General features: G+C 71.2%; 23 protein-coding genes. 10 read left to right on the top strand and 13 right to left on the bottom strand.

All coding sequences use genetic code 11. The features are described from left to right. Positions 1-139 precede the first annotated feature (139 nt). On the bottom strand, positions 140-1,969 hold the full coding sequence (glmS, locus tag SLV14N_RS25930) for a glutamine--fructose-6-phosphate transaminase (isomerizing) (RefSeq protein ID WP_208684030.1): 1,830 nt from the start codon (positions 1,967-1,969) through the stop codon (positions 140-142). Positions 1,970-2,035: 66 nt separating this feature from the next. Next, entirely contained in the window at positions 2,036-2,323 is a 288-nt protein-coding gene (locus SLV14N_RS25935; protein ID WP_026170258.1) for a hypothetical protein, read from the bottom strand. 189 nt (positions 2,324-2,512) lie between these two features. On the opposite strand from SLV14N_RS25935, the gene SLV14N_RS25940 reads away from it, so the two are divergent. Beyond that, positions 2,513-4,117, top strand: coding sequence for a beta-N-acetylhexosaminidase (locus tag SLV14N_RS25940; protein ID WP_263271274.1), 1,605 nt, complete (start codon positions 2,513-2,515; stop codon positions 4,115-4,117). Positions 4,118-4,165: 48 nt separating this feature from the next. Here SLV14N_RS25940 and SLV14N_RS25945 read toward each other — a convergent pair whose 3' ends face one another. The 7 genes from SLV14N_RS25945 to SLV14N_RS25975 form a co-directional block, all read right to left on the bottom strand. Next, on the bottom strand, positions 4,166-5,041 hold the full coding sequence (locus SLV14N_RS25945) for a geranyl diphosphate 2-C-methyltransferase (protein WP_208684034.1): 876 nt from the start codon (positions 5,039-5,041) through the stop codon (positions 4,166-4,168). A 32-nt stretch (positions 5,042-5,073) separates the two neighbouring features. Next, positions 5,074-6,135, bottom strand: a complete 1,062-nt coding sequence (locus SLV14N_RS25950) for a family 2 encapsulin nanocompartment cargo protein terpene cyclase (RefSeq protein WP_263271275.1) — start codon at positions 6,133-6,135, stop codon at positions 5,074-5,076. Between the two features lie 19 nt (positions 6,136-6,154). Then, positions 6,155-7,597, bottom strand: a complete 1,443-nt coding sequence (locus tag SLV14N_RS25955) for a family 2B encapsulin nanocompartment shell protein (protein WP_263271277.1) — start codon at positions 7,595-7,597, stop codon at positions 6,155-6,157. A 399-nt stretch (positions 7,598-7,996) separates the two neighbouring features. Then, positions 7,997-9,154, bottom strand: coding sequence for an acyl-CoA dehydrogenase family protein (locus SLV14N_RS25960; protein WP_208684040.1), 1,158 nt, complete (start codon positions 9,152-9,154; stop codon positions 7,997-7,999). A gap of 5 nt (positions 9,155-9,159) precedes the next feature. After that, positions 9,160-10,101, bottom strand: coding sequence for a hydroxymethylglutaryl-CoA lyase (locus tag SLV14N_RS25965; protein ID WP_263271279.1), 942 nt, complete (start codon positions 10,099-10,101; stop codon positions 9,160-9,162). Then, complete coding sequence (locus SLV14N_RS25970; protein WP_263273269.1) at positions 10,098-12,110, bottom strand: acetyl-CoA carboxylase biotin carboxylase subunit; 2,013 nt, start codon at positions 12,108-12,110, stop codon at positions 10,098-10,100. The genes SLV14N_RS25965 and SLV14N_RS25970 overlap by 4 nt, the downstream gene beginning before the upstream one ends. Positions 12,111-12,127: 17 nt before the next feature. Next, the gene (locus SLV14N_RS25975; RefSeq protein ID WP_208684044.1) at positions 12,128-13,759 is read right to left on the bottom strand and encodes a carboxyl transferase domain-containing protein; all 1,632 of its coding nucleotides are present in this window, start codon (positions 13,757-13,759) and stop codon (positions 12,128-12,130) included. 134 nt (positions 13,760-13,893) lie between these two features. Here SLV14N_RS25975 and SLV14N_RS25980 point away from each other — a divergent pair, with 134 nt between their 5' ends. From SLV14N_RS25980 to SLV14N_RS25990, 3 genes are all read left to right on the top strand, one after another. Further along, complete coding sequence (locus tag SLV14N_RS25980; protein WP_263271281.1) at positions 13,894-14,541, top strand: TetR/AcrR family transcriptional regulator; 648 nt, start codon at positions 13,894-13,896, stop codon at positions 14,539-14,541. A 147-nt stretch (positions 14,542-14,688) separates the two neighbouring features. Beyond that, positions 14,689-15,846 (top strand): acyl-CoA dehydrogenase family protein, encoded by a 1,158-nt coding sequence (locus SLV14N_RS25985; protein ID WP_127150950.1) that lies wholly within the window; start codon positions 14,689-14,691, stop codon positions 15,844-15,846. A 20-nt stretch (positions 15,847-15,866) separates the two neighbouring features. Further along, entirely contained in the window at positions 15,867-16,757 is an 891-nt protein-coding gene (locus SLV14N_RS25990; protein WP_263271283.1) for an acyl-CoA thioesterase II, read from the top strand. Between the two features lie 91 nt (positions 16,758-16,848). Here SLV14N_RS25990 and SLV14N_RS25995 read toward each other — a convergent pair whose 3' ends face one another. Beyond that, on the bottom strand, positions 16,849-17,397 hold the full coding sequence (locus SLV14N_RS25995) for a flavoprotein (RefSeq protein WP_263271285.1): 549 nt from the start codon (positions 17,395-17,397) through the stop codon (positions 16,849-16,851). A 116-nt stretch (positions 17,398-17,513) separates the two neighbouring features. Here SLV14N_RS25995 and SLV14N_RS26000 point away from each other — a divergent pair, with 116 nt between their 5' ends. The 4 genes from SLV14N_RS26000 to SLV14N_RS26015 all read left to right on the top strand — a co-directional run bounded on the left by SLV14N_RS26000 (position 17,514) and on the right by SLV14N_RS26015 (position 20,774). Continuing rightward, on the top strand, positions 17,514-18,698 hold the full coding sequence (locus SLV14N_RS26000; RefSeq protein WP_208684051.1) for a helix-turn-helix domain-containing protein: 1,185 nt from the start codon (positions 17,514-17,516) through the stop codon (positions 18,696-18,698). Positions 18,699-18,843: 145 nt separating this feature from the next. Continuing rightward, a complete protein-coding gene (locus SLV14N_RS26005; RefSeq protein WP_208684053.1) occupies positions 18,844-19,164 on the top strand; it encodes a hypothetical protein in 321 nt (106 codons plus the stop codon). 288 nt (positions 19,165-19,452) lie between these two features. Next, positions 19,453-19,605 (top strand): hypothetical protein, encoded by a 153-nt coding sequence (locus SLV14N_RS26010; protein WP_208684057.1) that lies wholly within the window; start codon positions 19,453-19,455, stop codon positions 19,603-19,605. Next, positions 19,602-20,774: a methyltransferase domain-containing protein gene (locus SLV14N_RS26015; RefSeq protein WP_208684059.1), complete on the top strand. Its 1,173-nt coding sequence runs from the start codon at positions 19,602-19,604 to the stop codon at positions 20,772-20,774. The genes SLV14N_RS26010 and SLV14N_RS26015 overlap by 4 nt, the downstream gene beginning before the upstream one ends. Positions 20,775-20,883: 109 nt before the next feature. On the opposite strand, the gene SLV14N_RS26020 is transcribed toward SLV14N_RS26015, so the two are convergent. Further along, complete coding sequence (locus SLV14N_RS26020) at positions 20,884-21,471, bottom strand: TetR/AcrR family transcriptional regulator (protein ID WP_221174710.1); 588 nt, start codon at positions 21,469-21,471, stop codon at positions 20,884-20,886. A gap of 182 nt (positions 21,472-21,653) precedes the next feature. Here SLV14N_RS26020 and SLV14N_RS26025 point away from each other — a divergent pair, with 182 nt between their 5' ends. Beyond that, positions 21,654-22,064, top strand: coding sequence for a DUF6463 family protein (locus SLV14N_RS26025; RefSeq protein WP_263271288.1), 411 nt, complete (start codon positions 21,654-21,656; stop codon positions 22,062-22,064). Positions 22,065-22,221: 157 nt separating this feature from the next. Here the strand turns inward: SLV14N_RS26025 and SLV14N_RS26030 are convergent, their stop codons facing one another. Then, positions 22,222-23,019 carry a phosphatase gene (locus tag SLV14N_RS26030; RefSeq protein WP_263271289.1) on the bottom strand — a complete coding sequence of 266 codons (798 nt, stop codon included), beginning with the start codon at positions 23,017-23,019 and terminating at the stop codon, positions 22,222-22,224. A 217-nt stretch (positions 23,020-23,236) separates the two neighbouring features. On the opposite strand from SLV14N_RS26030, the gene speB reads away from it, so the two are divergent. Next, positions 23,237-24,223 carry an agmatinase gene (speB, locus tag SLV14N_RS26035; protein ID WP_208684067.1) on the top strand — a complete coding sequence of 329 codons (987 nt, stop codon included), beginning with the start codon at positions 23,237-23,239 and terminating at the stop codon, positions 24,221-24,223. 201 nt (positions 24,224-24,424) lie between these two features. On the opposite strand, the gene SLV14N_RS26040 is transcribed toward speB, so the two are convergent. Next, positions 24,425-26,629: an SUKH-4 family immunity protein gene (locus SLV14N_RS26040; protein ID WP_263271291.1), complete on the bottom strand. Its 2,205-nt coding sequence runs from the start codon at positions 26,627-26,629 to the stop codon at positions 24,425-24,427. Positions 26,630-26,639: the final 10 nt, after the last annotated feature.

Below are 26,639 nucleotides of genomic sequence, written 5' to 3' on the forward strand. Positions count from 1 at the left end.
CGTGCTCCCCTTTGGGCCTGAGCCGGCGCCGCTTTCGCGGAGGTGGCTGGGCGCCGTGGTGGGGTGCTCAACTGTCGCTTCGGTGGAGTGGATTGGGGTGGAGTGGGGGGAGCGCTCCGTCGGGCTCCCCCCCCGGCTGCTACTCGACCGTGACGGACTTTGCCAGGTTGCGGGGCTTGTCGATGTCGCGGCCGAGGGCCAACGCCGTGTGGTAGGCGAGCAGTTGGAGCGGGATGCCCATGAGGATCGGGTCCAGCTCGGGCTCGTTCTTCGGGACGACGATGGTGTGGTCGGCCTTCTCCTGCTCCTGGTGCGCGACGGCCAGGATGCGGCCGCTGCGGGCCTTGATCTCCTCCAGCGCGGCGCGGTTCTTCTCCAGCAGGTCGTCGTCGGGGACGATCGCGACGGTCGGCATCGCGGGCTCGATGAGGGCCAGCGGGCCGTGCTTGAGCTCCGACGCCGGGTAGGCCTCGGCGTGGATGTAGGAGACCTCCTTGAGCTTCAGGGAGGCCTCGCGCGCCACCGGGTAGCCGCGCACCCGGCCGATGAACATCATCGACTTGGCGTCCGCGTAGGCGGCCGACAGCTTCTTGATGTCCTCCTCGCCCTTGAGGATCTCGTCGATCTGCGCGGGCAGCTTGCGCAGACCCTCGATGATCCGCTTGCCGTCCGCGACGGACAGGTCACGGATCCGGCCGAGGTGCAGGGCGAGCAGCGCGAAGGAGACCACCATGTTGGTGAAGCACTTGGTGGAGACCACGCAGACCTCGGGGCCGGCGTGGACGTAGATCCCGCCGTCGGTCTCCCGGGCGATCGCCGAGCCGACCACGTTCACCAGGCCCAGCACCCGTGCGCCCTTGCGCTTGAGCTCCTGGACGGCCGCCAGCACGTCGTAGGTCTCACCGGACTGGGAGACCGCCACGTACAGCGTGTCGGGGTCCACGACCGGGTTGCGGTAGCGGAACTCGGAGGCCGGCTCGGCGTCCGAGGGGATCCGGGCCAGCTCCTCGATCATCTGCGCGCCGATCTGGCCCGCGTGGTACGAGGTGCCGCAGCCCAGGATCTTCACCCGGCGCACCCCGCGCGCCTCGCGGGCGTCGAGGTTCAGGCCGCCGAGGTGCACAGTGGAGAAGCGGTCGTCGATCCGCCCGCGCAGCGCGCGGTCCACCGCGTCCGCCTGCTCGGAGATCTCCTTGTGCATGTAGGTGTCGTGGCCGCCCAAGTCGTACGACTCGGCCGCGTACTCGACGGTCTCCGGGGCGGACGTGGTGCGCGAGCCCTCGGTGGTGTACGTGCGGTAGTCGTCGGCCTTGAGGGTGGCCATCTCGCCGTCGTCGAGGGTGACGACCTGGCGGGTGTGCGAGACCAGCGCGGCGACGTCGGAGGAGACGAACATCTCGTGCTCGCCGATGCCGAGCACGACCGGGGAGCCGTTGCGGGCGACGACGATGCGGTCGGCGAAGTCGGCGTGCAGCACGGCGATGCCGTACGTGCCCTCGATGTGCCGCAGTGCCTCGCGGACCTTCTCCTCCAGCTTCTCGGCCGGGGAGCGGGCGATCAGGTGGGCCAGCACCTCGGTGTCGGTCTCGGAGGCGAAGGTGATGCCGTCGGCGGTGAGCTTGGCGCGCAGTTCGGAGGCGTTGTCGATGATGCCGTTGTGGACGACCGCGACCTTGCCCTCGGTGTCCAGGTGCGGGTGGGCGTTCTCGTCGGTCGGCGCGCCGTGGGTGGCCCAGCGGGTGTGCGCGATGCCGGTGGAGCCCGCGAAGCGCTTGGGCAGCCGGGACTCCAGCTCGCGGACCCGGCCCTTGGCCTTGGCGGTCTTCAGGCCGCCCGTGGCCTTGCCGGTGCCCTTGGCGTGGATGGCGATGCCCGCGGAGTCGTAGCCCCGGTACTCCAGGCGCTGCAGACCCTCGAGGAGCAGCGGGGCGACATCACGCTTGCCGATATATCCAACGATCCCGCACATGCAGTGACCCTCCCAGAAAAACGTTGTGGCAATGGTTCGTGCTGCCCGGCGTCCCGGGCGCGGCCGTCAGCCGTAGACGAGGCGGCGCAGCTGGCGGGCCGAGAGATCGGGCGGGGCCACGGCGCGGTGCGGCATCTCGTGGCGGATCCGTTCGAAGATCTCCTCGTTGCGCAGTCCCTGGGACTGCAGCTCCCGATGGCGGCGGCGGACGAACTCCTCCGTGGTCTCGTCGAAGTACGCCAGCACGTCCAGCACCACCCGGGCGGCCTCACCGCGCTGTAGCGGTGTGCTGCGCACCAGGTGGTCCACCAGGTCTTCGTGCGGCGCTTCAGCGCGGTGACGGCGTTCGAGCACCCGTTGATACTGCGGGGCGGCGCGAAGATTCGCAAGAAATCTGCCCGCTATCGGGCACGTCCCCGGTTTGGGGGCCGGAAAGTGGTCTAAACCTTGACCGGAATCAAGGCTCACGGTACGCATGGTCACCGTTCGGTCGCTCCATGCCATGCACCATGCCATGCACGAGGTTCGCCGAAGGGACCGTCGATGAGACGACGCAGACTGCTGTTCTCGCTGCTGCTGGTCGCGGCGGCGGGGCTGGGAACCGCCGCCGTACCGCCGCAGGGCGCCGCCGGTGCCGCCCCCCGGGCCGCCACCCCACTGGACCGGGTGATCCCCGCGCCCGCGTCCGTACGCGGCGGCGGGGACGCGTACACCCTCGGTGACCGCACCCGGATCCGGGTGCCCGGCGGCTCCGGCGAGGCCAAGCGGATCGCCGGCTATCTGGCGGGGCTGCTGCGGCCCGCCACCGGCTTCTCCCTCCCCGTGACCACCAAGGACGGCCGGGACGGCATCGTCCTCCGGCTCGGCGGCAGCGGCACCGGGGGGCTGGGTGACGAGGGCTACCGGCTGACCTCCGACGGCCGTGCGGTCACCCTCAGCGCCGCCCGCCCCGCGGGCCTCTTCCACGGCGTCCAGACCCTGCGCCAGCTGCTGCCCGCCGATGTGGAGCGGCAGGGCGCCCGGCGCGGGCCCTGGCGGATCGCCGGGGGCACCATCGCCGACTCCCCGCGCTACGGCTACCGCGGCGCGATGCTCGACGTCTCCCGGCACTTCTTCACCGTGGCGCAGGTCAAGCGGTACATCGACCAGCTCGCCATGTACAAGATCAACAAGCTGCATCTGCATCTCTCGGACGACCAGGGCTGGCGGATCGCGATCAAGTCCTGGCCGCGGCTGGCGACTTACGGCGGCTCCACCCAGGTCGGCGGCGGCGCCGGCGGCTACTACACCAAGGACGACTACCGCGAGATCGTCCGCTATGCCGCGTCCCGTTATCTGACCGTCGTCCCCGAGATCGACATGCCGGGCCACACCAACGCCGCGCTGGCCTCCTACGCCCCGCTCAACTGCAACGGCCAGGCACCGCCGCTCTACACCGGCACCGAGGTCGGCTTCAGCTCCCTGTGCGTGCAGAAGAAGGAGACCTACGACTTCGTGGACGATGTCATCCGCGAGCTCGCGGCCCTGACACCCGGCCGCTACCTCCACATCGGCGGCGACGAGGCGCACTCCACCAGCCATGCGGACTACGTGGCCTTCATGGACAAGGTCCAGCCGGTGGTCGCCAAGTACGGCAAGACCGTGGTCGGCTGGCACCAGCTGACCGGGGCGCACCCGGCGAAGGGCGCCGTCGCGCAGTACTGGGGCTACGACAAGACGAGCGCGGCGGAGCGGCAGCAGGTCGCCGACGCCGCCCGGAACGGCACCCGGCTGGTCCTCTCGCCCGCCGACCGCGCCTACCTCGACATGAAGTACGACAAGAACACGCCGCTGGGCCTGTCCTGGGCCGGCTATGTCGACACCAGGCGCTCCTACGACTGGGACCCGGGCAGCTACCTCCAGGGCGCGCCCGCGGACTCCCTCCTCGGCGTCGAGGCACCCCTGTGGTCCGAGACGCTCTCCACCTCCGCGCACATCGAGTACATGGCCTTCCCGCGGCTGCCCGGTATCGCGGAGCTGGGCTGGTCGCCGGCGAGCACACACGACTGGGACGACTACAGGGTGCGGCTGGCCGCCCAGGGGCCGCGCTGGGACGCCCTGGGCATCGGCTACTACCGCTCCCCGGACGTGCCCTGGCCCGCACGCTGAGCCGGCCGTGCCGGGCGTCGACGGACGCCCGGCACGGTCTCAGGGCCCTCAGACCCGCTCGGCGGCGATCAGCAGGTACTGGAAGCTGCCGTTGCGGTACGCGGTCAGGAAGGTGTCCTCGATCCCCGTGACCAGATGGTCGGCCTCCCGGCGCAACTCCCAGTACGGCAGCGCGGCCTCCGTCAGGTCCTCGACGTGCACCGGGACGAGCCGGTTGCGGGCCATGGCGCGGAAGTACTCCGAACGCGGGTGGATGTCGCAGATGTAGTGGGCGTTGATGAGGGACACCTCGCGGGAGGCGCGTCCGTAGGCGTCGTTGTAGCAGCCGGTGATCGTGACATACCGTCCACCGCGCCGCAGCAGCCGCGCATGCTCGGCGAACAGCAGGTCCAGCTCGACGTACATGGTCGACTCGTTGTTCCAGGACGCCGCGTACGCGCCGGGGGTGAAGCCGGTGTCGAGCATGTTGCGGTGGTGGTAGCGCACCTTGTCGTCGATACCGCGCTTGCGGGCCTGCCCGTTGGCGAAGTCGGCCTGCTTGGCGGAGATCGTGGCCCCGTCGGCGTGGCAGCCGTAGCGCAGATGCGCGACCACGCTGCCGCCGCCGCGGCCGCACCCGGCGTCGAAGACGCGGTCGGTGGGGGAGAGGTCACCGAGGTGGGAGGCGAGGAGTTCGGCCTGGGCGTGCTCCAGCCGGTGCAGTTCACCGGTGACCCGGTCGCGTCGCCTGCCGGGGTCCGGCTCGTTCAGCACCGACCGGTCGGCGTCCCCGATGCCGTAGTGGTGGTGGTAGAGATCGTCGATCTTTCCCAGTTCGAGGTTGACCGGGTTCTCCTCGGCGTTCCAGTAGTCCGCGACCCGGGACTGGTACGTGGACTGGGTCGGCACCGGTGTGCGGGCGGTGTCGGCGTGAGCGATGGTCAACGGTGACTCCTTGCTGTGGTGCGCGGATCGGTCTACCAGTAGTTGGGCAGCTGGTAGCGGTCGGTGTTGGTGGCGTGCCACTCGTGGTTGCCGGACACCCAGTCGGCCAGGCCGCGGACGTACCGTTCGAGGAGGGGCGAGATGGCGGACAGCGGAGCCGACTCCGTCTCGAACGCCTCCATGATCTGGTTGTGGATCTCGACGCTCTTCAAGTAGGCGGCCTTCAGGCCGCGTTGCTCGTTGGCGGCCACCACCTGGGGCAGGTTCAGATGGTCCGGGTCGCTCGCCAGCTCCCTGGTGAAGGAGTACAGGTCGTTGACGATGGTCGTGGCGTTGCAGGCCAGAGCGGTGACCCGCTGGACCTCGGGGCGGGCGTAGAGGGCCTCGGGCAGTTCGTAGCCGTCCACGGCGTCGACGATGGACAGACAGGGACGGAAGTTGTTGAACTGCCGCATGACCAGGTACTCCCAGACCCGCGGCGCATGCCGCGTCTCCGCCCAGGCGGCCTCGGCGAGATAGCCGAGGTGCAGCCGGGCGATGTCCTGGACGAACCGGTCGGTCTGGCTGGGGGTGGCGAGGGCCGCGTAGTCCTTCAGGGCCCAGTGGTAGGAGCGCAGCGGTCCGTCGGCCTGCACACCGTGGCGCCACTCCTCCTCCAGCTCGGGGGTGCCGTGCAGCGGGTCGAGGGCCGACTGGGCCATGATCAGCCGGCCGCCGAGGCCACGGTGGGCGCCGCCCTTGCCCTCGTCCTCCTCGCAGTAGCAGTTGTCGACGATGTTCTCGGCCAGCAGCAGCTTGCCCGCGACGGTGAGGCGTTCGAGGTCGGCCGCACCGGGATGCTGCAGGACGACGGCCCGGCCGAACTGGAACTGGGTGAAGTCCCCGGTCCACTGCGCGGGGAACAGGTCCAGTTGGCGGGCCCAGGCCTCCAGCCTGCGGTCGATCTCCTCGGCCTTCTCGGGGTCGGCGGGGGCGGCGGGCCGGTACCTCAGCCCGGGGACGGCTCCGCCGGGGGGCCGGGTCCGCAGGGTGCGGGCGAGGTTCGGCGGGCCGGGCAGCGAGAACGCGGCGGCGGTGTTCGGGGGCGTGCTCATGGTTCGGGACTCCACCTGATCAGTCGGCGCTCCGGCCGATCTGGACGTTCTCCAGGACTCCGACGGCGTCGGGCACGAGGATGGCCACCGAGTAGTAGGCGGTGACGAGGTAGTTGATGACGGCGGACGGGTCGATGCCCATGAACCGGACGTTGAGGCCGGGCTGGTACTCCTCGGGGATACCGGTCTGGCGCAGACCGACGACTCCCTGGTCCGCCTCACCGGTACGCAGTGCGAGGATGCTGCTGGTGTGCGTGTCGCTGACCGGGATCTTGCCGCACGGGAAGATCGGGACGCCGCGCCAGGCGGGCACCTCGTGCCCGTCGACATTCGCCGTGCCCGGCACCAGACCGCGCTTGTTGCACTGCCGGAAGAAGGCGGCGATCGCCTTCGGGTGGGCCAGGAACAGCCGTGTCTTGCGGCGCATGGACAACAGCTCGTCCATGTCGTCCGGGGTGGGCGGGCCGGTGTAGGTGCTGATGCGCTGGCCGTAGTCGGCGTTGTGCAGCAGTCCGAACTCCCGGTTGTTGAGCAGCTCCCACTCCTGGCGCTCGCGGATCTCCTCGACGGTGAGCCGGAGCTGCTGCTGGGTCTGGTCCATGGGGTCGTTGTAGAGATCGGCGACCCGGCTGTGGACCCGCAGCACGGTCTGGGTCAGGGAGAGCTCGTACTCGCGCGGGGCCAGCTCGTAGTCGACGAAGCCGCCGGACAGCGTCGGCTCGCCGACGTGCCCCGCCCGCACCGGTACCTCCGCCTCTCCCTTGCGGTTCATGGGGCGCTGCTGCCGCTCCGCGTACGCCGTCAGATGGGCGGCCAGGGAGGGCACCCGGTCGGTGAACTCCCGGACCACGTCCCAGGGCAGCGCCATCAGGACGCCCGCCGTTTCGGCCCGGACCGAGCTCAGCCACCGGGGGTCGGGCCGGCCGATCGCCTCGTCCCCCATCTGGTCGCCGTCCGTGACGACCCCGATGACCTCCTCCTCGCCGTACTTGCCGACCGTGTAGCGGGCGAACCGGCCGTGGACGACGAGGTACGCCTCGGTGGTGGGCTGACCGGCCTCGAAGAGGACCTGGCCGGCCCGGACCTCCCGGACCCGGAAGCGGCCGGCGAGCTCCTTGAGGACCTCGGTGTCGGAGTAGCCGCGCAGGGCGGGCAGTTCGGTGAGTGTCTGCGGGATCACTCTGATGTCGTCCGCGCCGTTGTGCTCGAACTGGACCCGGCCCCGGCCGACGCGGAGCTGCAGACGCCGGTTGACCCGGTAGGAGCCGCCCTTGACGTCCACCCAGGGCAGCGTCTTCAGCAGCCATCGTGAGGTGATGGCCTGCATCTGGGGCTCGGACTTGGTGGTGGTCGCCAGTTGGCGCGCTGCCTGGGTGCTGAGGCTGGTGAGCGCGCTGTCTGCGGATGGTGCGAGAGCGGGCTCTTCGGCAGCGGAACCGGTGACGCCGTCCGGTACGGACACATTCCCTCCCGGGACATGAACAGAAGTGAGCAAAACGGCCTGCGGTGACCAAAATGGCCGTGTTCAGGAGCAAGCCAAACAGGAGGGAGAGCACGCCGGTACGGCGTGAAAGGGGGCGAACTCGCATCCACGAGTCATAAACCCCGAAGCGAGGCAGGCGGATCATGGTGGTGCGCCCGCGCGCCCTCCGGCCGCCGCATGCTCCCGACGCACCGGGGTACAGGCGCGGACGCGCACAGGGGCGCGCGGTGTCCGGGACGTCAGCACCGCAGCAACCGCAGCAACCGCAGCACTGCAGCACCGCCGCACCGTCGAACGCTCCGTTCACCGCGCACAAAAAGTGGCGGCCCGGTCACCGAAGCGACCGGACCGCCTGCCTTCACCGCACCGGGCCATGCCCTAGACGACGCCCAACTCCCGGGCGATCAGCATCCGCTGGACCTCGCTGGTGCCCTCGCCGATCTCCAGGATCTTGGCGTCCCGCCACATCCGGGCGACCGGGTACTCGTTCATGAAGCCGTAGCCGCCGTGGATCTGGGTGGCCTCGCGGGCGTTGTCCACCGCGATCTCGGACGAGTAGAGCTTGGCGAGCGCGGCCTCCTTCTTGAAGGGCTCGCCGTGCACCAGCCGGGACGCGGCATCGCGCCAGGCCAGCCGGGAGGTATGGGCACGCATCTCCATGTCGGCGAGCTTGAACTGGATCGCCTGGTTGCTGCCGATCGCGCGGCCGAAGGCCTTCCGCTCCTTGGCGTAGCGCACCGACTCGTCCACACAGCCCTGCGCCAGACCGGTGGCCAGCGCCGCGATGGCGATCCGGCCCTCGTCGAGGATGCGCAGGAACTGGGCGTAGCCGCGGCCCTCCTCGCCCAGCAGGTTGGCGGCCGGGACCCGGACGTCTGCGAACGCCAGCTCGCGGGTGTCCGAGGCGCTCCAGCCGACCTTGGAGTACGGGGCGCCGACCGTGAAGCCCGGGGTGCCGGAGGGCACGATGATCGAGGAGATCAGCGGGGAGCCGTCGTCCTTGCGGCCGGTGACGGCGGTGACGGTGACCAGTCCGGTGATGTCCGTACCGGAGTTGGTGATGAAGCACTTGCTGCCGTTGATCACCCAGTCCCCGCCGTCGCGCACCGCGGTCGTCCGCGTGGCGCCGGCGTCCGAGCCGCCGTCCGGTTCGGTGAGGCCGAAGGCGCCGAGCATCTCACCGCTGCACAGCTTGGGCAGCCATGCGCGCTTCTGCTCCTCCGTGCCGAAGTGGTAGACGGGCATGGCGCCCAGGGAGACGCCCGCCTCCAGGGTGATGGCCACCGAGGAGTCGACCCGGGCCAGCTCCTCCAGGGCGATGCCGAGGGCGAGGTAGTCGCCGCCCATCCCGCCGTACTCCTCGGGGAAGGGCAGCCCGAACAGGCCCATCCGGCCCATTTCCTGCACGATCTCGTACGGGAACGCATGCTGCTCGTAGTACTCGCCGATCTTCGGGGCGACGACGTCGTGCGCGAACGCCTCGACCGTACGCCGGAGTTCTTCCAGCTCGGCGGGCAGACGGTGGTCAAGGGACATGAGGGTCACTCCTGGTGGGAGAGGGCTCGGAGGGTGCGCGAGGGGCTCGGCCGGCCCAGGACCCCGGCCATCCACACGCTGGTGGCGGTCAGGCGGTGCAGGTCGACCCCGGTCTCGATGCCGAGGCCGTGCAGCATCCACACGAGGTCTTCGGTGGCGAGGTTGCCGGTGGCGCTCTTGGCGTACGGGCAGCCGCCGAGGCCGCCCGCCGAGGCGTCGATGGTGGTGATGCCGTGCTGCAGCGCGGCGAAGGTGTTGGCGAGGGCCTGCCCGTAGGTGTCGTGGAAGTGCACCCCGATACGGGAGGCGGGGACCTGGGCCTCGCCGAGGGCGGCCAGCAGGGTCTGCACATGGCCGGGGGTGGCCACCCCGATGGTGTCGCCCAGGCTCAGCTCGTCGCAGCCCAGGTCGAGCAGCGCCCGGCAGACCCGGACGGTCTGCGCGACGGGCACCGGGCCCTCCCAGGGGTCGCCGAAGCACATCGAGAGATAGCCGCGGACGTGCACCCCGGCGTCCTTGGCCCGTGCGACGACCGGGGCGAACATCGCCAGTGCCTCGTCGACCGTCCGGTTGAGGTTGGCCTGGGCGAACGACTCGGTGGCGCTGCCGAACACCGCGATCCGCCGGGCGCCCAGGGCGAGCGCCCGGTCCAGCCCGCGCTCGTTGGGGACCAGCACGGGCAGCCGCTGCGGATCGAGATCGTCCAGCAGCGGGAACAGCTGCTCGGCGTCGGCGAGTTGGGGCACCCACTTGGGGTGGACGAAGCTGGTGGCCTCGACGGCCGGCAGGCCCGCGGCGGCGAGGCGGTGGATGAACTCCGCCTTGATCTCCGTGGGCACCACGGTCTGCTCGTTCTGCAGCCCGTCGCGCGCGCCGACCTCATGGATCCGTACGCGGGTGGGCAGCCCTTCCGCGCGGATCTCCATCGGCAGTCCGGACGCGGTCATGAGGCGCTCTCCTGCCCGCCCTCAAGGCCGCCCGCGGACGCGGCGGGCTCCTCGGGGCTCTCGTGCGGGGCGACCACGGCCAGGATCTGGTCCATGGCGACGGTCGAGCCCGCGGTGACGTCGAGTTCGGTGACGGTCCCGGCGTGCGGTGCGGAGATGACGTGCTCCATCTTCATCGCCTCCACCACCAGCAGGCCCTGGCCCGCGGCCACCTCGTCTCCGACGGCGACCTTGACGACGGTGACGGTGCCGGGCATCGGGGCGGCCAGAGTGTCCGCACCGTGCGCCCCGGCGGCCCCGCGCAGCGCCGCGGCCACCGGGTCGTGGGTGGTCACCTGCCAGGAGTCGCCGTCCCGCCCGAGCCAGTCGCCGCGGTGGTGGAAGCTGTGCACCACCCCGTCGACGGTGACCCGTACGCGGCCCGGCTCCAGATGCCCGGCCGGGGCGCCGGGACGTACGTCGTGCGGCACCGGGTCGTGTCCTGGCACCCGCAGCCAGTGGCGTACCGGCGCGGGCTCGCCGCCGAGGCGGAAGCCGTTCGGCGCGGCGAACGGGTCGCGCCAGCCGCCGTCTTCCACCGCCGGCTCCAGGGCGGCCTGCCGCACCGCCGCGGCCGCCGCGTACACCTCGTCCGGCACCGTGCCGTCGACCAGACCGGCCGCCTCCCGCTCCACCAGACCGGTGTCCAGTTCGCCGGAGACCACGTCCGGGTGGGCCAGCAGCCGCCGCAGGAAACCGGCGTTGGTGGTGACGCCGAGGGTGACCGTCCCGGCCAGCGCGGCCCGGAGGCGGCGCAGCGCGCTCGCCCGGTCCGGTCCGTGGGCGATCACCTTGGACAGCATCGGGTCGTAGCGGCTGCCGACCTCCCCGCCCTCCGAGAGGCCGGAGTCCGTGCGCACTCCGCCGCCCTGCGGCTCGTGCAGCGTGAGCACCGTGCCGCCGGTCGGCAGGAAGTCGCGCGCCGGGTCCTCGGCGCAGATCCGCGCCTCGATGGCGTGCCCGGAGAGAGTGATGTCCTCCTGGGCGTACGGGAGATGCTCGCCGGCCGCGACCCGCAGCTGCCACTCGACCAGGTCGATGCCGGTGATCAGTTCGGTGACCGGGTGCTCGACCTGGAGGCGGGTGTTCATCTCCATGAAGTAGTAGGAGGACGGGTCCTTGCCCGGGACGATGAACTCGACGGTGCCGGCGCCGCGGTAGCCGCAGGAGCGGGCCGCCTGCACGGCCGCCTCCCCCATCGCGGCACGGGTGGCCTCGTCCAGCAGCACCGAGGGGGCCTCCTCGATGACCTTCTGGTGGCGGCGCTGGAGGGAGCACTCGCGCTCGCCGAGGTGGATGACGTTGCCGTGGCCGTCCGCCAGCACCTGGATCTCGATGTGCCGGGGCCGGTCGATCCAGCGCTCGACGAGCAGGGTGTCGTCGCCGAAGGAGGAGCGGGCCTCGCGGCGGGCGGCCGCGATCTCGTCGGCCAGCAGCGCCTCGTCACGGACCAGCCGCATGCCCTTGCCGCCGCCGCCCGCGGACGGCTTGAGCAGCACCGGTACGCCGATCTCCCGTGCCGCGGCGGCCAGTTGCTCATCGGTCAGCCCGCTGCCCGAGGAGCCGGGGACGACCGGGACACCGGCCTCGCGCACCGTCTCCTTGGCGCGGATCTTGTCGCCCATCAGCTCGATGGCCTCGGCGGACGGGCCGATGAAGACCAGCCCGGCGTCCGCGCAGGCACGGGCGAAGGCGGCGTTCTCGGCGAGGAAGCCATAGCCCGGGTGGACCGCCTGGGCGCCGGTCCGGGCGGCCGCGTCCAGCAGCCGCTCCACGGACAGATAGCTCTCGGCGGCCGGGGCCGGACCGATGCGTACGGCGGTGTCGGCCTCGCGGACATGGCGGGCGTCGGCGTCCGCGTCGCTGAAGACGGCGACCGAGCGGATGCCGAGGGTGCGCAGCGTGCGGATGACACGGACCGCGATCTCGCCGCGGTTGGCGATGAGCACGGTGTCGAAGTTGGTGGCCATTCCTGTGGACATCCCTCTCACATCCGGAAGACGCCGTAGCCGGGCGCGGTGCTGTCCTTCTGGGGAAGCGGCGCGTTGGCGCAGGCGGTCAGCGCCAGCCCCAGCACCTGCCGGGTCTCCAGCGGGTCGATCACTCCGTCGTCCCACAGCCGCGCGGTGGCGTAGTAGGCGTTGCCCTGGGTCTCGTACTGCTCGCGGACCGGCGCCTTGAAGGCGGCCTCCTCCTCGGCGCTCCACTCCTCGCCGTGCGCCTCCAGCTGGTCGCGCTTGACGGTCGCGAGGACGGAGGCGGCCTGTTCGCCGCCCATCACCGAGATCTTGGCGTTCGGCCACATCCACAGGAAGCGCGGGGAATAGGCGCGTCCGCACATGGAGTAGTTGCCCGCCCCGTAGGAGCCTCCGATGACGACCGTCAGCTTGGGGACGCGGGTGCAGGCCACCGCCGTCACCATCTTCGCGCCGTGCTTGGCGATCCCGCCGGCCTCGTACGAACGCCCCACCATGAAGCCGGAGATGTTCTGCAGGAACAGCAGCGGGATGCCGCGCTGGTCGCACAGCTCGATGAAGTGGGCGCCCTTCTGGGCGGATTCGGAGAACAGGATGCCGTTGTTGGCGACGATGCCGACCGGGTGGCCGTGGATATGGGCGAAGCCGGTGACCAGCGTCGTGCCGTACTCCGCCTTGAACTCCGCGAAGCGGGAGCCGTCCACGAGCCGCGCGATCACCTCCCGGACGTCATAGGGCGTACGGGAGTCCGCGGGCACCGCCCCGTACAGACCGGCCGGGTCGACCTTGGGCTCCTCGACGGTCCGCACGGTCCAGGGGAGCGGCTCGCGTTCGCCGAGGGTGGAGACGATGGTGCGCACCAGGCGCAGCGCATGGGCGTCGTCCTCGGCGAGATGGTCGGTGACCCCGGAGGTCTTGGCGTGCACCTCGCCGCCGCCCAGCTCCTCGGCGGTCACCACCTCACCGGTGGCGGCCTTCACCAGCGGCGGCCCGCCCAGGAAGATCGTGCCCTGGTTGCGGACGATCACGGCCTCGTCGCTCATGGCCGGGACATACGCGCCGCCCGCCGTGCAGGAGCCGAGCACCGCGGCGATCTGCGGAATCCCCGCCCCCGACATCCGCGCCTGGTTGTAGAAGATCCGCCCGAAGTGCTCCCGGTCGGGGAAGACCTCGTCCTGCATCGGCAGGAAGGCGCCGCCGGAGTCGACGAGGTAAAGACAGGGGAGACGGTTCTCCAGGGCGATCTCCTGCGCCCGCAGATGCTTCTTGACCGTCATCGGGTAGTACGTGCCGCCCTTGACCGTGGCGTCATTGGCGACGATCACCGTCTCGCGGCCGGAGACCCGGCCGATGCCGGCGATCACCCCGGCGGCCGGTGCGGCCCCGCCGTACATCCCCTCCGCGGCCAGCGGCGCCAGCTCCAGGAACGGCGAGCCGGGGTCCAGCAGGGCGTCCACCCGGTCGCGGGGCAGCAGCTTGCCGCGGGCGGTGTGCCGCGCCCTGGCCTTCTCGCCGCCGCCCAGCCGGGCCGCCGCGAGCTTCTCGCGCAGCTCCGCGGCCAGCTCGCGGTGCGCGGCCTCATTGGCCCGCCAGGAGTCGGACGCCGGATCGGCGGTACTCCCCAGCACCGGTGCCTGCTCCATCGTTACGAGCCCCCTTGCTCGGTCGACTGTCCCGGTGCCGCGGTCCGCGGCTGCCGGGCCATCCGGGTTAATGGGCGTTAACCTCATTGCCTTCAGGTTAACGAGCACTAACCCGGCTGTCTACAATCGACGGCATGAGTAATGCGCAGCCCTCCGCCCCGACCAGCCGCCGCGAGCAGATCCTGAAGGAGGCCGCCCGGCTCTTCGCGGAGCGCGGCTTCCACGGCGTCGGCGTGGACGAGATAGGGGCGGCCGTGGGTATCTCCGGCCCCGGCCTCTACCGGCACTTCGCCGGCAAGGACGCGATGCTCGCCGAGCTGCTGGTCGGGATCAGCGAGCGGCTGCTCGCGGGGGGCCGGATGCGGGTCGCGGAGGGCGGCGGGAGCCCCGAGGCGGTGCTGGACGCGCTGATCGACGGCCATATCGACTTCGCGCTGGACGACCGGCCGCTGATCACCCTGCACGACCGGGAGCTGGACCGGCTGCGGGAGGCCGACCGCAAGCGGGTCCGCCAGCTCCAGCGGCAGTATGTGGAGCTGTGGGTGGAGGTCGTCCGCCGGGTCCACCCGGGCCCCTCCGAGTCACAGGCCCGCGCCGCGGTGCACGCCGTCTTCGGCCTGCTCAACTCCACCCCGCACCTCGGCCGCCCGGGCGCCCTCCCGGGCCGTACGGAGATGGCGGAACTGCTGCACCGGCTCGCGCTCGGCGCGTTCGGCGCGGTGGTGGGGGAGGCGGAGGCCGGGGAGCCGATGGCGGCCTCGGCGTCGGTGCCGGGCGCCTAAGGGCTGTCCCGTAATCCCTGGTGGGCGCTCTCACTCGCACGCATTTTCGTTGACCTCTGGACAGCTTAGGTAACTGGCCGGTAGCTTTCGCTGAGCAAGCGCTTAGCCATGCGCTTGGGCCGGCGACCTGGAGGAGGCGACGTAGCAATGCGCCGTACGGTGTTCAACGAGGATCACGAGGCGTTCCGCGAGACCATACGCGCCTTCATCGAGGCCGAGGTCGTCCCCGTCCACGACGAGTGGTTCGCCGCCGGGCAGGCCCCGCGCGACTTCTACTACAAGCTCGCCGAGCTGGGCGTCTTCGGTATCCGGGTCCCCGAGGAGTACGGCGGCGCCGGTATCGACTCGCACAAGTTCGAAGCCGTGATGTACGAGGAGACCTCCCGCGCGGGCGTCACCTTCGGCGGCTCCGGTGTGCATGTGCTGCTGGGCCTGCCCTACATCCAGATGCTCGCCACCGACGAGCAGAAGAAGCGCTTCCTGCCGAAGTTCGTCAGCGGCGAGGAGATGTGGGCGCTCGCGATGACCGAGCCGGGCACCGGCTCCGACCTCGCGGGCATGAAGTCCACCGCGAAGCTGTCGGACGACGGCACGCACTACGTCCTCAACGGCGCCAAGACCTTCATCACCGGCGGTGTGCACGCCGACCGCGTCATCGTCTGCGCCCGCACCGCCGCCCCCCGCGAGGACGACCGCCGCTTCGGCATCTCGCTCTTCGCCGTGGACGCCAAGTCCGCGGGCTACTCCGTCGGCCGCAAGCTGGACAAGCTCGGCCTGAAGATCTCCGACACCGCCGAGCTGGCCTTCGTCGACGTCAAGGTCCCGGTCGAGGACCTGCTGGGCGAGGAGAACAAGGGCTTCGCCTACCTGGGCCTGAACCTCGCCTCCGAGCGCTGGGGCATCGCCTTCGGCGCCTATGCCCAGGCCAAGGCCGCCGTCCGGTTCGCCAAGGAGTACGTGCAGGAGCGCACGATCTTCGGCAAGACGGTCGCCTCCTTCCAGAACACCAAGTTCGAACTGGCCGCCTGCCAGGCCGAGGTGGACGCCGCCGAGGCCGTCGCCGACCGCGCGCTCGAAGCCCTGGACGCCGGTGAGCTGACCCCGGCCGAGGCCGCCTCCGCCAAGCTGTTCTGCACCGAGGTCGCGCACCGCGTGATCGACCGCTGCCTCCAGCTGCACGGCGGCTACGGCTTCATGAACGAGTACCCCATCGCCCGCCTCTACGCCGACAACCGCGTCAACCGCATCTACGGCGGCACCAGCGAGGTCATGAAGTCCATCATCGCCAAGTCCATGGGCCTCTAGGCCGTAAGGGCACCGCGCACGTGAACGACGCACTCCGGTCCCTGCTCGATCTGCTCGCACTGGAGCGGATCGAGCAGGACATCTTCCGGGGCGAGAGCCGCGCCTCGGTCGTCCCCCGGGTCTTCGGCGGCCAGGTCGCCGCCCAGGCCCTGGTCGCGGCCGGGCGCACGGTCCCCGCCGACCGTCCTCCGCACTCCCTGCACGCGTACTTCCTGCGCCCGGGAGACCCCGGCGCCCCCATCGTCTACACCGTCGACCGGATCCGCGACGGCCGGTCCTTCACCACCCGCCGGGTCGTCGCCGTCCAGCACGGCCAGCCGATCTTCCACCTCTCCGCCTCCTTCCAGGCGGCCGAGGAGGGGCTGGAGCACCAGGAGCCGATGCCGCCGGCACCGGACCCGCTGGAGCTGCCCACCGCCGCCGAGATGCTGCCCCGCCACGCCGAACGGTTCCTCGCCCCCGGCGTCGCCGAGCGGCTCCTGGAGGCCCGCGCCGCGATCGACCTCCGGTACGTGGACGAGCCGCCCTACGTCACCGTCGGCGAACCCCGCGACCCCCGGTCCCAGGTCTGGTTCCGCACCCAGGGCAAGCTCGACGACGACGGCGAGATCCCCCGCCCCCTGCTGGACATCTGCCTGGTCACCTATGTCTCCGACATGACCCTGCTGGACTCGATCCTGCTCGCGCACGGCCGCGGCGGCTGGGCGGTCGGCGACGTGGTCGGCGCCAGCCTGGACCACGCCATGTGGTTCCACCGCCCCCTGCGCGCCGACGAGTGGCTCCTGTACGACCAGGAGTCCCCCACCGCCCAGAGCGGCCGCGGCCTCGGCAAGGGCCGCATCTTCACGGCGGAGGGGCAGTTGGCGGTGTCGGTGATTCAGGAGGGGGTTATCCGGGTGCCGCGGGGTTAGGCGGTGGGTCGGCTGGGGTGCCTTGCGTGGGGTCGCCCCCGGGGTGCCGTGCCAGGTCCCCGACAGCGGTCGTGACCGGTTCCCGCGACCGTTATGGCGTGACGCGGACGACCCGCGCCGCTTCAGCCATCGCCAGTTGCCACGGATAGCCCTCCGGTCGCCCCTTGCCCGGCTCGTTGGGTTCGAAGCCGCCGGGCCCGTACAACACCGACACGCCCGCGCCGCGCAGTGTCGCCACTGACCGGTCGAACTGCGGATGTTGCACATACGCGGTGTTCACACAGGGCATCGCCACCGTGGGAATGCCCTTGCCGATGCCCTCGGCAACCACCCCGACCACGAAGTGGTGCGTCAATCCGAGCGCCCAGGCGTTGAGGGAATTGAAGGTGACCGGTGCGAACACGATGACGTTGGCCGGAGGCCACACATCAGGGTCGGCCGGCTGCTTGTACTCGGACCGGACCGGGTACCCCGTCAGCTCTTCCAGCAGCGGCACCTCGCCGTCGAGCCACCGGGCCGCCGTGGGCGTCAGGCCGATGCACACGTCGAACCCAACTGTGCGGGCGCTGCGCGCCACTTCGGCAAACTGCTGGACGGGCGGGGCGGCGGAACCGAACAGGTAAAGCACGGGACGATTCATCACGCCATCCCACCACAGCCTTCTGTCGTGAACCCTGTGGATCAGGAGCGGAGAGCCTTCACCTGTCCGCCCGTGCCGGTACCGTTCCGAATGGCTGCGAGGGACTGGAGAGCGGTATGCCTTCACTGCACGATGACCACACGGGCGCACGCATCGCGCACACGCGCAAGGTGCGACGCCTGACCCAACGCGAGTTGGCCGACCTTGCCCACGTCTCGTACAGCACGTTGACCAAAGTGGAGCAAGGAGCCCTGTCCGCAAGTCCTTCGGTGCTCGGGGCGTTGGCCCGGGCCCTTTCGGTGCCGGTGACGGAACTGACCGGACAGCCCTACCTCGAAGAACTCCGCCAGGACCAGCTGGACGGTCTGATCAACCCGATTCGCGAAGCACTCAACATCTACGACCTCGGCCCCGACCCGGACGTATCCCCGCGCACGGCGGAGGAGTTGGCAGCCGATGCCGATCGGCTGTGCGCCATGGTGCGGGCGACGAACATCAAGCAGGTTGCCGCCGAACTTCCCGGCTTGATCCACGAGGCCACGACGACGGCACACCTGCACCCCACGGACAGCAACTGGCGCCTGCTGGCGAGCACGTACCGCACTGCTTACGACGTGGCGGCGAAACTGGGCTTCTGCGACCTGGGCATGGTGGCGCTCGACCGGATGGGCTGGTCGGCCGAGCGGGCGTCGGATGCGGTGCTCAGTGGAGTGCGTCAGTACATGCGCGGTGTGGCGTACCTGCGGGCGGGCGACTACCGCACCGGGAAGCGACTGGTCCGGCTCGGCCTGACCGACCTGGATCAGGCCGCTTCCGGGCGGGTGCTTGACGCCGTCACGGGCCAACTGCACTTAGGAGCGGCCGTTCTGGCGGGCCGCGACAAGGACAGGGACACCGCAGAGGGGCACCTCGGTGAGGCACAGCGGATCGCGGAGCGGACCGGCCCTGCCGAACAGGTCCACTGGCTGTCGTTCGGGCCGACCAACGTCGGTGTTCACCGGGTCAGCGTGCTCGCAGAGCTGGACCTATACCCGGAGGCCGTGCAGTCGGCGCAAGAGATCACGATTCCGGACGGGTGGCCTCCGTCCCGGCTGGCGCACCACCATGCCGAGGTGGCGCGGGCACTGATGTGGACGGGACGCACGGACGCGGCATTCAAGAGTCTGCTGAAGGCCCGCAAGGTTGCCCCGCAGCAGACGCGATACCACCCCACCGTGCGGGAGACGTACGCCGGTCTGGACTCAGCCAGGCGCAGAATGCCTGACACCTTCAGCAACTACGGCTCATGGCTCCGTATGTAACGCTCTGAGAGTCCATGGCCGGAGCTATCAGCGATGACTGATAGTTCCGGCCTTCCGCTGTCGGCACGCTGAGAGGGTCAGAAGACCCCCGCGACCGTGTTGGGACGGCCCGGGGGCATGGCCAACCTGAGGAAAGCAGGTCGACATGCCGAACGGTATCGCCAGGATCTTCGAGTTGCTGCTGCGGCTGTTATTGCCCGCGCCGGGGCGTCATCGGTCGGCGGGTGCGTACCCGTACGGAGCCATGCCGCCGCGTACGGATCGGCCGCCCGTACGGTCGTGGCTGGTGCGTGTACCGATGCTGCGGGGCGAGGACACCGCCATGGTGCGCCCGTACCTGGTGGCGTACGAACGACGGCACGCGGATCGGCGTCAACTCCACGTCCATCACGGCCTGTTGTCGGAAGCGCCGGCTCCGGGTGCCGACCCTCGTCCGACGGTCGGGGCAGAGGTGGCCGCGCGATGAGCGAGTCACCGACCACGCGAGTTGAGTGCGGCACTGCGGGACGTGCATCGCGTTGCGGAGAGCAGAGGTGCGCGGCTGAGCCGGTGAGGAGCGGTAGCCGACCGCGTCGCGTGTCGGAACGACGCTAGCCACAGACGGAGGCTGACAACCCAAACTCCCGCCTCTGGACTGGGTGGACCCGGCCGGGGGCCGGGCACAGCCCCGGACACCAGTTCTGGACAGCCTGAGCGGTCCGGGTGGGTAGCAAGTACAGGGAACCACCAACTGAATGAAGGAGAGGAGCACGGAGTGCGCATGCAGATCATCACCGCTGCGGATGGCGCGCAGCAAGGCGGCGGGGAAGACGACGGGGACGGGCACCCCGGTCAGCCCTGGACGCCGCCGCCTCCGCCGCCCCCGGACGGTGACATGCCGCCCGGCGACGGGACGCACCGCAAGTGAGCCCCAACTCTCAGCAGGGGCGCCGCGCCAGTGACGAGCTGGCGCGGTCCCTCCTCGAAGCGGGGGCCCTGACGCCCGATTGGGCGGAGACGTTCAGAGCCGTTCCACGAGCGCTGTTCCTGCCGGATCTCGTCTGGGCGCACGACATGGCGACCGGCCGCAGCGTGTCCGTCTCCCGGAGCGACGACCCCGCAGGGTGGGAGCGGGCCGCGTACGCGAACGTCCCGCTCGTCATCCAGTGGGACGACGGACAGCACACGGGCAGCGAGCCCGGGACCGTGCCGACCAGTTCGGCGAGCATGCCGTCAGTCGTGGCCGCGATGCTGCGCGACCTGGACGTACGCGACGGTATGCGGGTGCTCGAAGTCGGCACCGGCACGGGGTGGAACGCCGGACTCCTCGCTCACCGGCTGGGGGGCGGGAACGTGGTCAGCGTCGAGATCGACGAGGCGGTCGCCGGTCAAGCCCGAGGAGCGTTGCTGCGCGCCGGACTCCACCCCGGGACGGTCCACGGGGACGGTGGGGACGGTTGGCTGGACGGGGCGCCGTATGACCGGGTGATGGTCACGGCGGGGGTGCGAGCCGTTCCGCCGCGCTGGTTGGAGCAGTCACGGCCGGGTGCGGTCATCCTTGCCCCCTGGGGCACCCACTACAGCGACCAGGATGCACTTGTCCGGTTGACCGTGCGGGAGGACGGCTCCGCGTCGGGCCCGTTCCTGCGCATGGTCGAGTTCATGAAGCTGCGGGAACAGCGCTTGGACTGGAACCGGTTCAGGGAGCACGTGCCGGATTTCCCGGGCGATGCCGGCGTCTCCCGTACGACGGTCGCTTTGACAGACCTGGGGGACCGCTACGAGCCCGCACGGTTCGTCATGGGGCTGTGTGTGCCCGACTGCGCCCATGTCATCAACAGGTCCGACGGGGGGACCGCGAAGGCGTGGTTCTTCGATCTGAGGAGCCGGTCATGGGCCGCCGCCGTGTTCCGCAGCGGCGAACCGGACGCCACGGTCTACCAGTCGGGCCCGCGTCGCCTGTGGGACGAAGTAGAGGCGGCCCTCCGATGGTGGGCCGGCCGGGGCGAGCCGGACCACACCCGGTTCGGTCTCACCGTCACCGCGGAGGGGCAGCGGGTGTGGCTGGATGACCCGGCCGACTCCTGGGCCGTGTGACGAAGGGAACCGGCCCCGTCGATGCGCTGCCCTCAGTGGCGTGGTGGACGGGGCTTCCATGACATGACCTGCTCGACTCGATCCCGCTCGCGCAGGGGAAGCGGCCCTGTCAGTGCGGCTCGGCGGCTTCGCCGGAAGCGTTGTGGTGACGGTCGGCCAGGGCGGTGATTCCTGCTGTGGCGGCGGTGGCGAGGTCGGTGACCATCGCGTCGTCGACGGGCAGGCTGAGGAGGTACAGGGCGGACGCCAGGGAGCCGAGCAGCAGCAGGTGGGCCATCGCGGGGTCGACGGTCCCGGCCAACTCGCCGCGGGCCACGGCATGTTCGATGATCTCGGCGAAGGCGGCCTGTTCGGTGGCCAGGAAGGTGTCCTGGAACCGGGTGTCCAGTTCGGGATTGCCGGCAAGTTCGCTGATCAGGGCCGGTGCCAGCTGTCGGGCCGCCGGGGCGGCCATGCGGACGTGGAACGCGCGGACCAGCGCCAGCAGGTCCCCGTGCAAGGAGCCGGTGTCGGCCGGCGGGGGCAGCTGCTGCTCGTGCACGGTGGCGACGAACGCCATCTCGGCCTTGGAGGCGTAGCGGCGGTAGATCGCCGCCTTGCCGACCCCGGCGCGCGTCGCGACCTGATCGACGGTCAGGGCCGGGTAGCCGACTTCGTCGATCAACTCACGGGTGGTCTGCAGGATTTTGTGATCCACACGACTGTCCCGGGGGCGTCCACCCCGTTGCCTTCTCGCTGTCATGGCTGCATGATACGGAACGTGAGTATCGAAACTGTAGTACCGGAACTAGAGTTTCGGAGCTCGCTGGCTCCCGCTGCGCAGAGACAACCGCGAGGAAGTCGCACGGCGTGGCTTCGCGACGAGAACGGAGAACTCAGATGATCAAGTGGGCTGGCTGGATCATCACGTTATGCGGCACCGGACACACGGTCGGCGCCCTGACGATGGAGAAGGCCGGGCGCTACGCCGGGACTTGGTTCAGCGGTGGACTGTGGAGCGAGGACTTTGCCGACATGAGCCCGGCGGGCAGCGCGTACTGGCTGAGCCTGGCCAGCTTCGGCATACCGCTCATCCTGGTGGGCCTGACGGTGCTGTGGCTGGACCGCCGCGGCATCACCCCGCCGGCATTCATCGGCTGGACGCTGGGGGGCTGGACCGTCGTCGACGCCGTGGTCCTCCCGTTCACGCCCTGGCCGCTCTTCGTGGTCGGGTGCGCCCTGCTGCTGATCGGAGTCCGCCGCGCCCGTCGCGGCAACCCCGCGCCCGAGGCCGGGCTTCCGCGAGCGTGAGCGGAGTGACCGACGGAACCGGCCCCGTCCGTGCGCCGCCCTCTGTGGCGTGGTGGACGGGGCTTCTGCGTTCTCTGATTTCTCTGATCCGCCGCTGTGCTCCGTGGAGGCGCCGAGCCGGGAGACGAGCCGCGGGGGCGTTCGGTCCGGGGCTCCCTCAGACCAGCCCCGCCGCGTCCAGCAGGTACGCGGTCAGCGGGTCGTAGTGGCGGGGGCTGAGGACGTGGTCGTCCAGGGGGATCGTCACCTGGAGGGTGCCTTCGGCCTCGGCGAGGAAGAGGGCCGGGTCGTTGCAGTCCGCGAAACCCACCGCGTCGATACCGCGCTGGCCCGCACAGCCCGCCCAGCCGTGGTCGGCAATCACCAGGTCCGGCAGCGGGCGGCCCGCCTGCTCCAGGCCGTCCAGGATCGCGGCCATCGGCTCGGGGGAGTGGGTGTGCCAGAGCGTCGCACCGCGCTCCAGCATCGCCACGTCACCGAACTGGAAGACCATGCCGTCGTCCGCGCGCAGCCCGTCAGGGATGACGACGATCTCGCAGTCCGCCGCGCGCAGTGCCTCGGCGGTCGCCCGGTGGACGTCGAGCAGGCCGCCCGGGTGGCCGGTCGCGAACAGCACCCGGTGCTGCCCGGCGGCCGCCTTGCGCAGCACCGCGGCCGTCCGGTCCAGCGCGTCGACCGTCAACTCCGGGTCGATGGTGTCCTGTCCCTGCCGGTGGTGCGGATCGTCGATGACCCCGCAGCGCTCCGCCATCACGGCCAGCACATCCTGCTCGTCCACCCACCGGTCGCCGAACTCCAGGCCGAACCAGTAGTGGCGGTCGCCGTTGGCGAGCCTGCGGTAGTGGGAGAGGTTGTTCTCGCGGGGGGTGGCGACGTCACCGGCGATCCGGGTCCGTACGAGATGATCGACGAGTTCGGCGCGCGAGGGGGCGGTGGCTGCGGAGGCTATCGGCATAGCGCCCATTGTGCCCGTACACCTGTTCCGGGGCGGGGGAGTTCCGCAGCGCGGACACCGGGGTGCGGATGCCGGAGCCGCGGCACCGCGCTGCGGACACCCCGTATTGCCTGGTCACCGCCCTTGCGCGCCCCCTGGCCAAAATGTCGAACGACCCCGGCCCCGGGTGCGCAAATGTCCATGGGCCCCGCGCTCGGCGCTCCCTAACCTCACCGTCATGACCACCGCAGCCAGCGCATCCAACGGGCCCGTGGGCCCCGTCGACTCCTCCCGCGTCCCGCGCTATGCCGGGCCCGCGACCTTCGCCCGCCTGCCCCGCCTCGATGAGGTCGGCGGCCGGGCCGATGTGGCCGTCGTCGGTGTCCCCTTCGACACCGGCGTCTCCTACCGTCCCGGAGCCCGCTTCGGTGGCAACGCCATCCGTGAGGCGTCCCGGCTGCTGCGTCCGTACAACCCGGCCCAGGACGCGTCCCCGTTCGCGCTCGCGCAGGTCGCCGACGCCGGTGACATCGCCGCGAACCCCTTCAACATCAACGAGGCCGTGGAGACGGTCGAGGCCGCGGCCGACGACCTGCTCGCCGGCGGCGCCCGGATGATGACCCTCGGCGGCGACCACACCATCGCCCTGCCCCTGCTGCGCTCCGTCGCCAAGAAGCACGGCCCGGTCGCGCTGCTGCACTTCGACGCCCACCTGGACACCTGGGACACCTACTTCGGCGCCGAATACACCCACGGCACCCCGTTCCGCCGCGCCGTCGAGGAAGGCATCCTCGACACCTCCGCGCTCTCCCACGTCGGCACCCGCGGCCCCCTCTACGGCAAGAAGGACCTCGACGACGACGAGAAGATGGGCTTCGGCATCGTCACCTCGGCGGATGTCATGCGGCGTGGGGTGGACGAGGTAGCCGACCAGCTGCGCCAGCGCATCGGTGACCGTCCGCTGTACATCTCCATCGACATCGACGTGCTGGACCCCGCGCACGCCCCGGGCACCGGCACGCCGGAGGCGGGCGGCATGACCTCCCGCGAGCTCCTGGAGATCCTGCGCGGGCTCGCGTCCTGCAACCTGGTCTCGGCGGACGTCGTCGAGGTCGCGCCCGCGTACGACCATGCGGAGATCACCGCCGTGGCCGCCTCGCACACCGCGTACGAGCTGACGACGATCATGTCGCGGCAGATCGCGGCGGGGCGGCAGGGGGAGTAACGGGAATCGGGCGCCGGGGGCGGCTGGCCCTGGCGCCCTATGAGGGCGGGCCCGGTACGACCACGACCCCGGCCCGCAGCGGGAACGGCCCCGGCCCGGCACGCCGCCCCGGCCGCGCCCGCGTGCCCAACCCTCACCGCCCGCGTGCCCAACCCTCACCGCCCGCGCGCCGGCCCTCACCGCCCGCCCGTCACCGCCCCGTCAGTCGTTCTCGAAGATGTACATCCAGGCGTCGGACTGCGAGCCGGCGTCGTCGAGCATCCAGAGTTCTCCGCTGACGTGCTGGCGCAGCGCGTACTGTTCGTCGCTGTTGTCGACCGTCGCGGAGATGCGCAGGCCGGTCAGCCACTGGGCGGCCATGGCGAGGAAGTTCTCCAGGGAGGACGCGACCAGCGCGCCGTCGACCGGGTCGTCCTCGTCCGTGACCCGGAAGACCGCGCCGCCGGTCCCGTCCAGGACCACGTCACCGCCCATCCACCGGCCGAGGCGGAAGAACGGCCCCTCGCTCTCGGGGTCTTCGGCCGCGTCGTCCGGCCAGGTGAATTCGGTCAGGAAGGCGTCGTCGTCCGGGGCGAGGCGCAGGCCGCTCTCGTCGAACGCGGGGACGCCGATGCCGGTCAGCACCTCGCGGGCGCCGTCCTCCGCCAGGCCGGCCGGCAGCTGGTCCTCCTTGACGGGGCGGAAGGCGTCCCCGCCCACGACGGCGCGCAGGTCCGCCGCTCCGGGGGGCGTGGCGTGCCGCGGGGTGGTCGGGCCCGCCGCCGCGTACGGCCCGGAGAGCGGGGCGCGGCAGGGGGTGCCGGCCGTCTCCTCCCAGCCCTTCGCGGGGGCCAGGGCGAAGAGGCCGCCGGGGCCGCCCAGAATCGCCAGTTCGCCCACGGTCAGCACCGGAGCGGAGAGCAGGCTCGGATGTGCCGTGTCGGTGCCCGGGACGGCGGCTTCGAGTGCGGCGAGCGTGGTGATCGGGTCACCGGTGCCCGACTCGTCCGGCCAGGTGAGGGCGGCCTGGGCGTCCTCCGGGACGACGGAGTCCTCCGGCCAGGGGCCGGCCAGCGGTTCGCCGGTTTGCGCGTCCCAGATGCTGACGTCCACCTCCGGTGTGCCGAGCGCGGCCACGGCGGGCCGGCCGTGCCAGCGGACCTCGGCCGTCTCGCCGACCACGCCCGGTGCCAGGAACGAGGTGTGGAAACCGCCCGGCGGACGCCAGCGGGTCCACACCGCCTTCCACGGGAGGCGGATCCCCGAGGCGAGCAGTCCGGCCACGAAGTCCTCGTCGCCCCGGGCGGTCGCCATCAGGTGCAGCCAGGCGGCCCAGGCGGTCTGCGAGGCCGGGACCACTCCGTAGTCCCAGAGGTACGCGGCGTCCGCCGCGGCGCTGTTGCTGCCGATGCCGCCGTAGTGTGCGCAGCGCGCGGCATCGAGCAGGGCCGTCTGCGGCAGATGGGCCACCAGCTCGCCCCTGGCGACCAGTTCGTCGAGGGTCTGCGTGGTCCACTTCTGCTCGTGGTCGGCCTGTGCCGCGTGCATGGCCAGCCCCGCTGCCGCGTACGTGCCGAGCGCTCCGCTCGCCGCCCAGCCGTCGGGGTGGGCGAGCTCCGGGGCGAGCGTCCGCAGCCAGGCCGTCATATGACGGTTCACCCGGGTGACGGTTTCCGGGGCGGTCTCCCGCCGCAGCGACTCGGCCACCGCCTCGTCGACGAAGCCGACACCGTCCTCGCGCCGCTCCAGCCACCGTTCGTACGCGGCCGGCACGGTCGGGAGCGCGTCCTCGGTGACCGGCCGGCCGGCGTCCGCGCGCAGGCCCGCCACGAGTGCCGCCCAGGCGCGCGGCGGCACCGTACGGGGCTCGGCGAGCGCCAGGGCCCGCACCTCGTCCGGCCAGGCCGGCGGGGTGGGCGCCGGGTCCGCTCCGGCCGGCTCCAGCCGGAGGCCGGCGTCGCCGGAGCGCAGCAGACCGGGCGCGTCCACCTGGGCGATCACCTGAAGTCCGGTGCGCGCGCACAGCGCCTTCAGCGTTCCGGTCAGCAGCCGCTCCGCCTCGTACGAACGACGGGTACGGCCCATCCGGTGCACATGCGTGAGCAGCACCAGCCGCCGTTCCGGGAGGGCACGTACCTCGGAGATCCACCGGAGGCCGCCGTACCGCCGGGACTCCAGCCCCAGCGCCGCCAGCACCTCCCCCAGCAACTCCTCCGCGGTGCGCTCCGTGGCATCGACCAGGACGCTCGACGCGACCTGTGCGCCCACCTCCCGCAGCACCTGCCCGCCGTCGGCCGCGCCCTCGCCGACCAGGCTCAGCCAGCCCCCCGGCGCCAGCGGATCGGAGGTGTCCTGCCACCACCGCAGGAGCCGTCCGGCCGCCGCCTGCGCGGAAATGGTCTCCAGCACCGGGGTGTTACTGCTCATCGCTGCTCTC

It is taken from the genome of Streptomyces sp. Je 1-4 4N24, from assembly GCF_026239515.1.
Lineage (GTDB): Bacteria > Actinomycetota > Actinomycetes > Streptomycetales > Streptomycetaceae > Streptomyces > Streptomyces nigrescens.

Coding starts and splice junctions, on each gene's coding strand:
- SLV14N_RS25940 (WP_263271274.1), top strand. CDS start 2,513: ATGAGACGACGCAGACTGCTGTTCTCGCTGCTGCTGGTCGCGGCGGCG.
- SLV14N_RS25960 (WP_208684040.1), bottom strand. CDS start 9,154: ATGTCCCTTGACCACCGTCTGCCCGCCGAGCTGGAAGAACTCCGGCGT.
- SLV14N_RS26040 (WP_263271291.1), bottom strand. CDS start 26,629: ATGAGCAGTAACACCCCGGTGCTGGAGACCATTTCCGCGCAGGCGGCG.
- SLV14N_RS26000 (WP_208684051.1), top strand. CDS start 17,514: ATGCCTTCACTGCACGATGACCACACGGGCGCACGCATCGCGCACACG.
- SLV14N_RS25975 (WP_208684044.1), bottom strand. CDS start 13,759: ATGGAGCAGGCACCGGTGCTGGGGAGTACCGCCGATCCGGCGTCCGAC.
- glmS (WP_208684030.1), bottom strand. CDS start 1,969: ATGTGCGGGATCGTTGGATATATCGGCAAGCGTGATGTCGCCCCGCTG.
- SLV14N_RS26005 (WP_208684053.1), top strand. CDS start 18,844: ATGCCGAACGGTATCGCCAGGATCTTCGAGTTGCTGCTGCGGCTGTTA.
- speB (WP_208684067.1), top strand. CDS start 23,237: ATGACCACCGCAGCCAGCGCATCCAACGGGCCCGTGGGCCCCGTCGAC.
- SLV14N_RS25950 (WP_263271275.1), bottom strand. CDS start 6,135: ATGAGCACGCCCCCGAACACCGCCGCCGCGTTCTCGCTGCCCGGCCCG.
- SLV14N_RS25970 (WP_263273269.1), bottom strand. CDS start 12,110: ATGGCCACCAACTTCGACACCGTGCTCATCGCCAACCGCGGCGAGATC.
- SLV14N_RS26030 (WP_263271289.1), bottom strand. CDS start 23,019: ATGCCGATAGCCTCCGCAGCCACCGCCCCCTCGCGCGCCGAACTCGTC.
- SLV14N_RS25985 (WP_127150950.1), top strand. CDS start 14,689: ATGCGCCGTACGGTGTTCAACGAGGATCACGAGGCGTTCCGCGAGACC.
- SLV14N_RS25965 (WP_263271279.1), bottom strand. CDS start 10,101: ATGACCGCGTCCGGACTGCCGATGGAGATCCGCGCGGAAGGGCTGCCC.
- SLV14N_RS26025 (WP_263271288.1), top strand. CDS start 21,654: ATGATCAAGTGGGCTGGCTGGATCATCACGTTATGCGGCACCGGACAC.
- SLV14N_RS25995 (WP_263271285.1), bottom strand. CDS start 17,397: ATGAATCGTCCCGTGCTTTACCTGTTCGGTTCCGCCGCCCCGCCCGTC.
- SLV14N_RS25980 (WP_263271281.1), top strand. CDS start 13,894: ATGAGTAATGCGCAGCCCTCCGCCCCGACCAGCCGCCGCGAGCAGATC.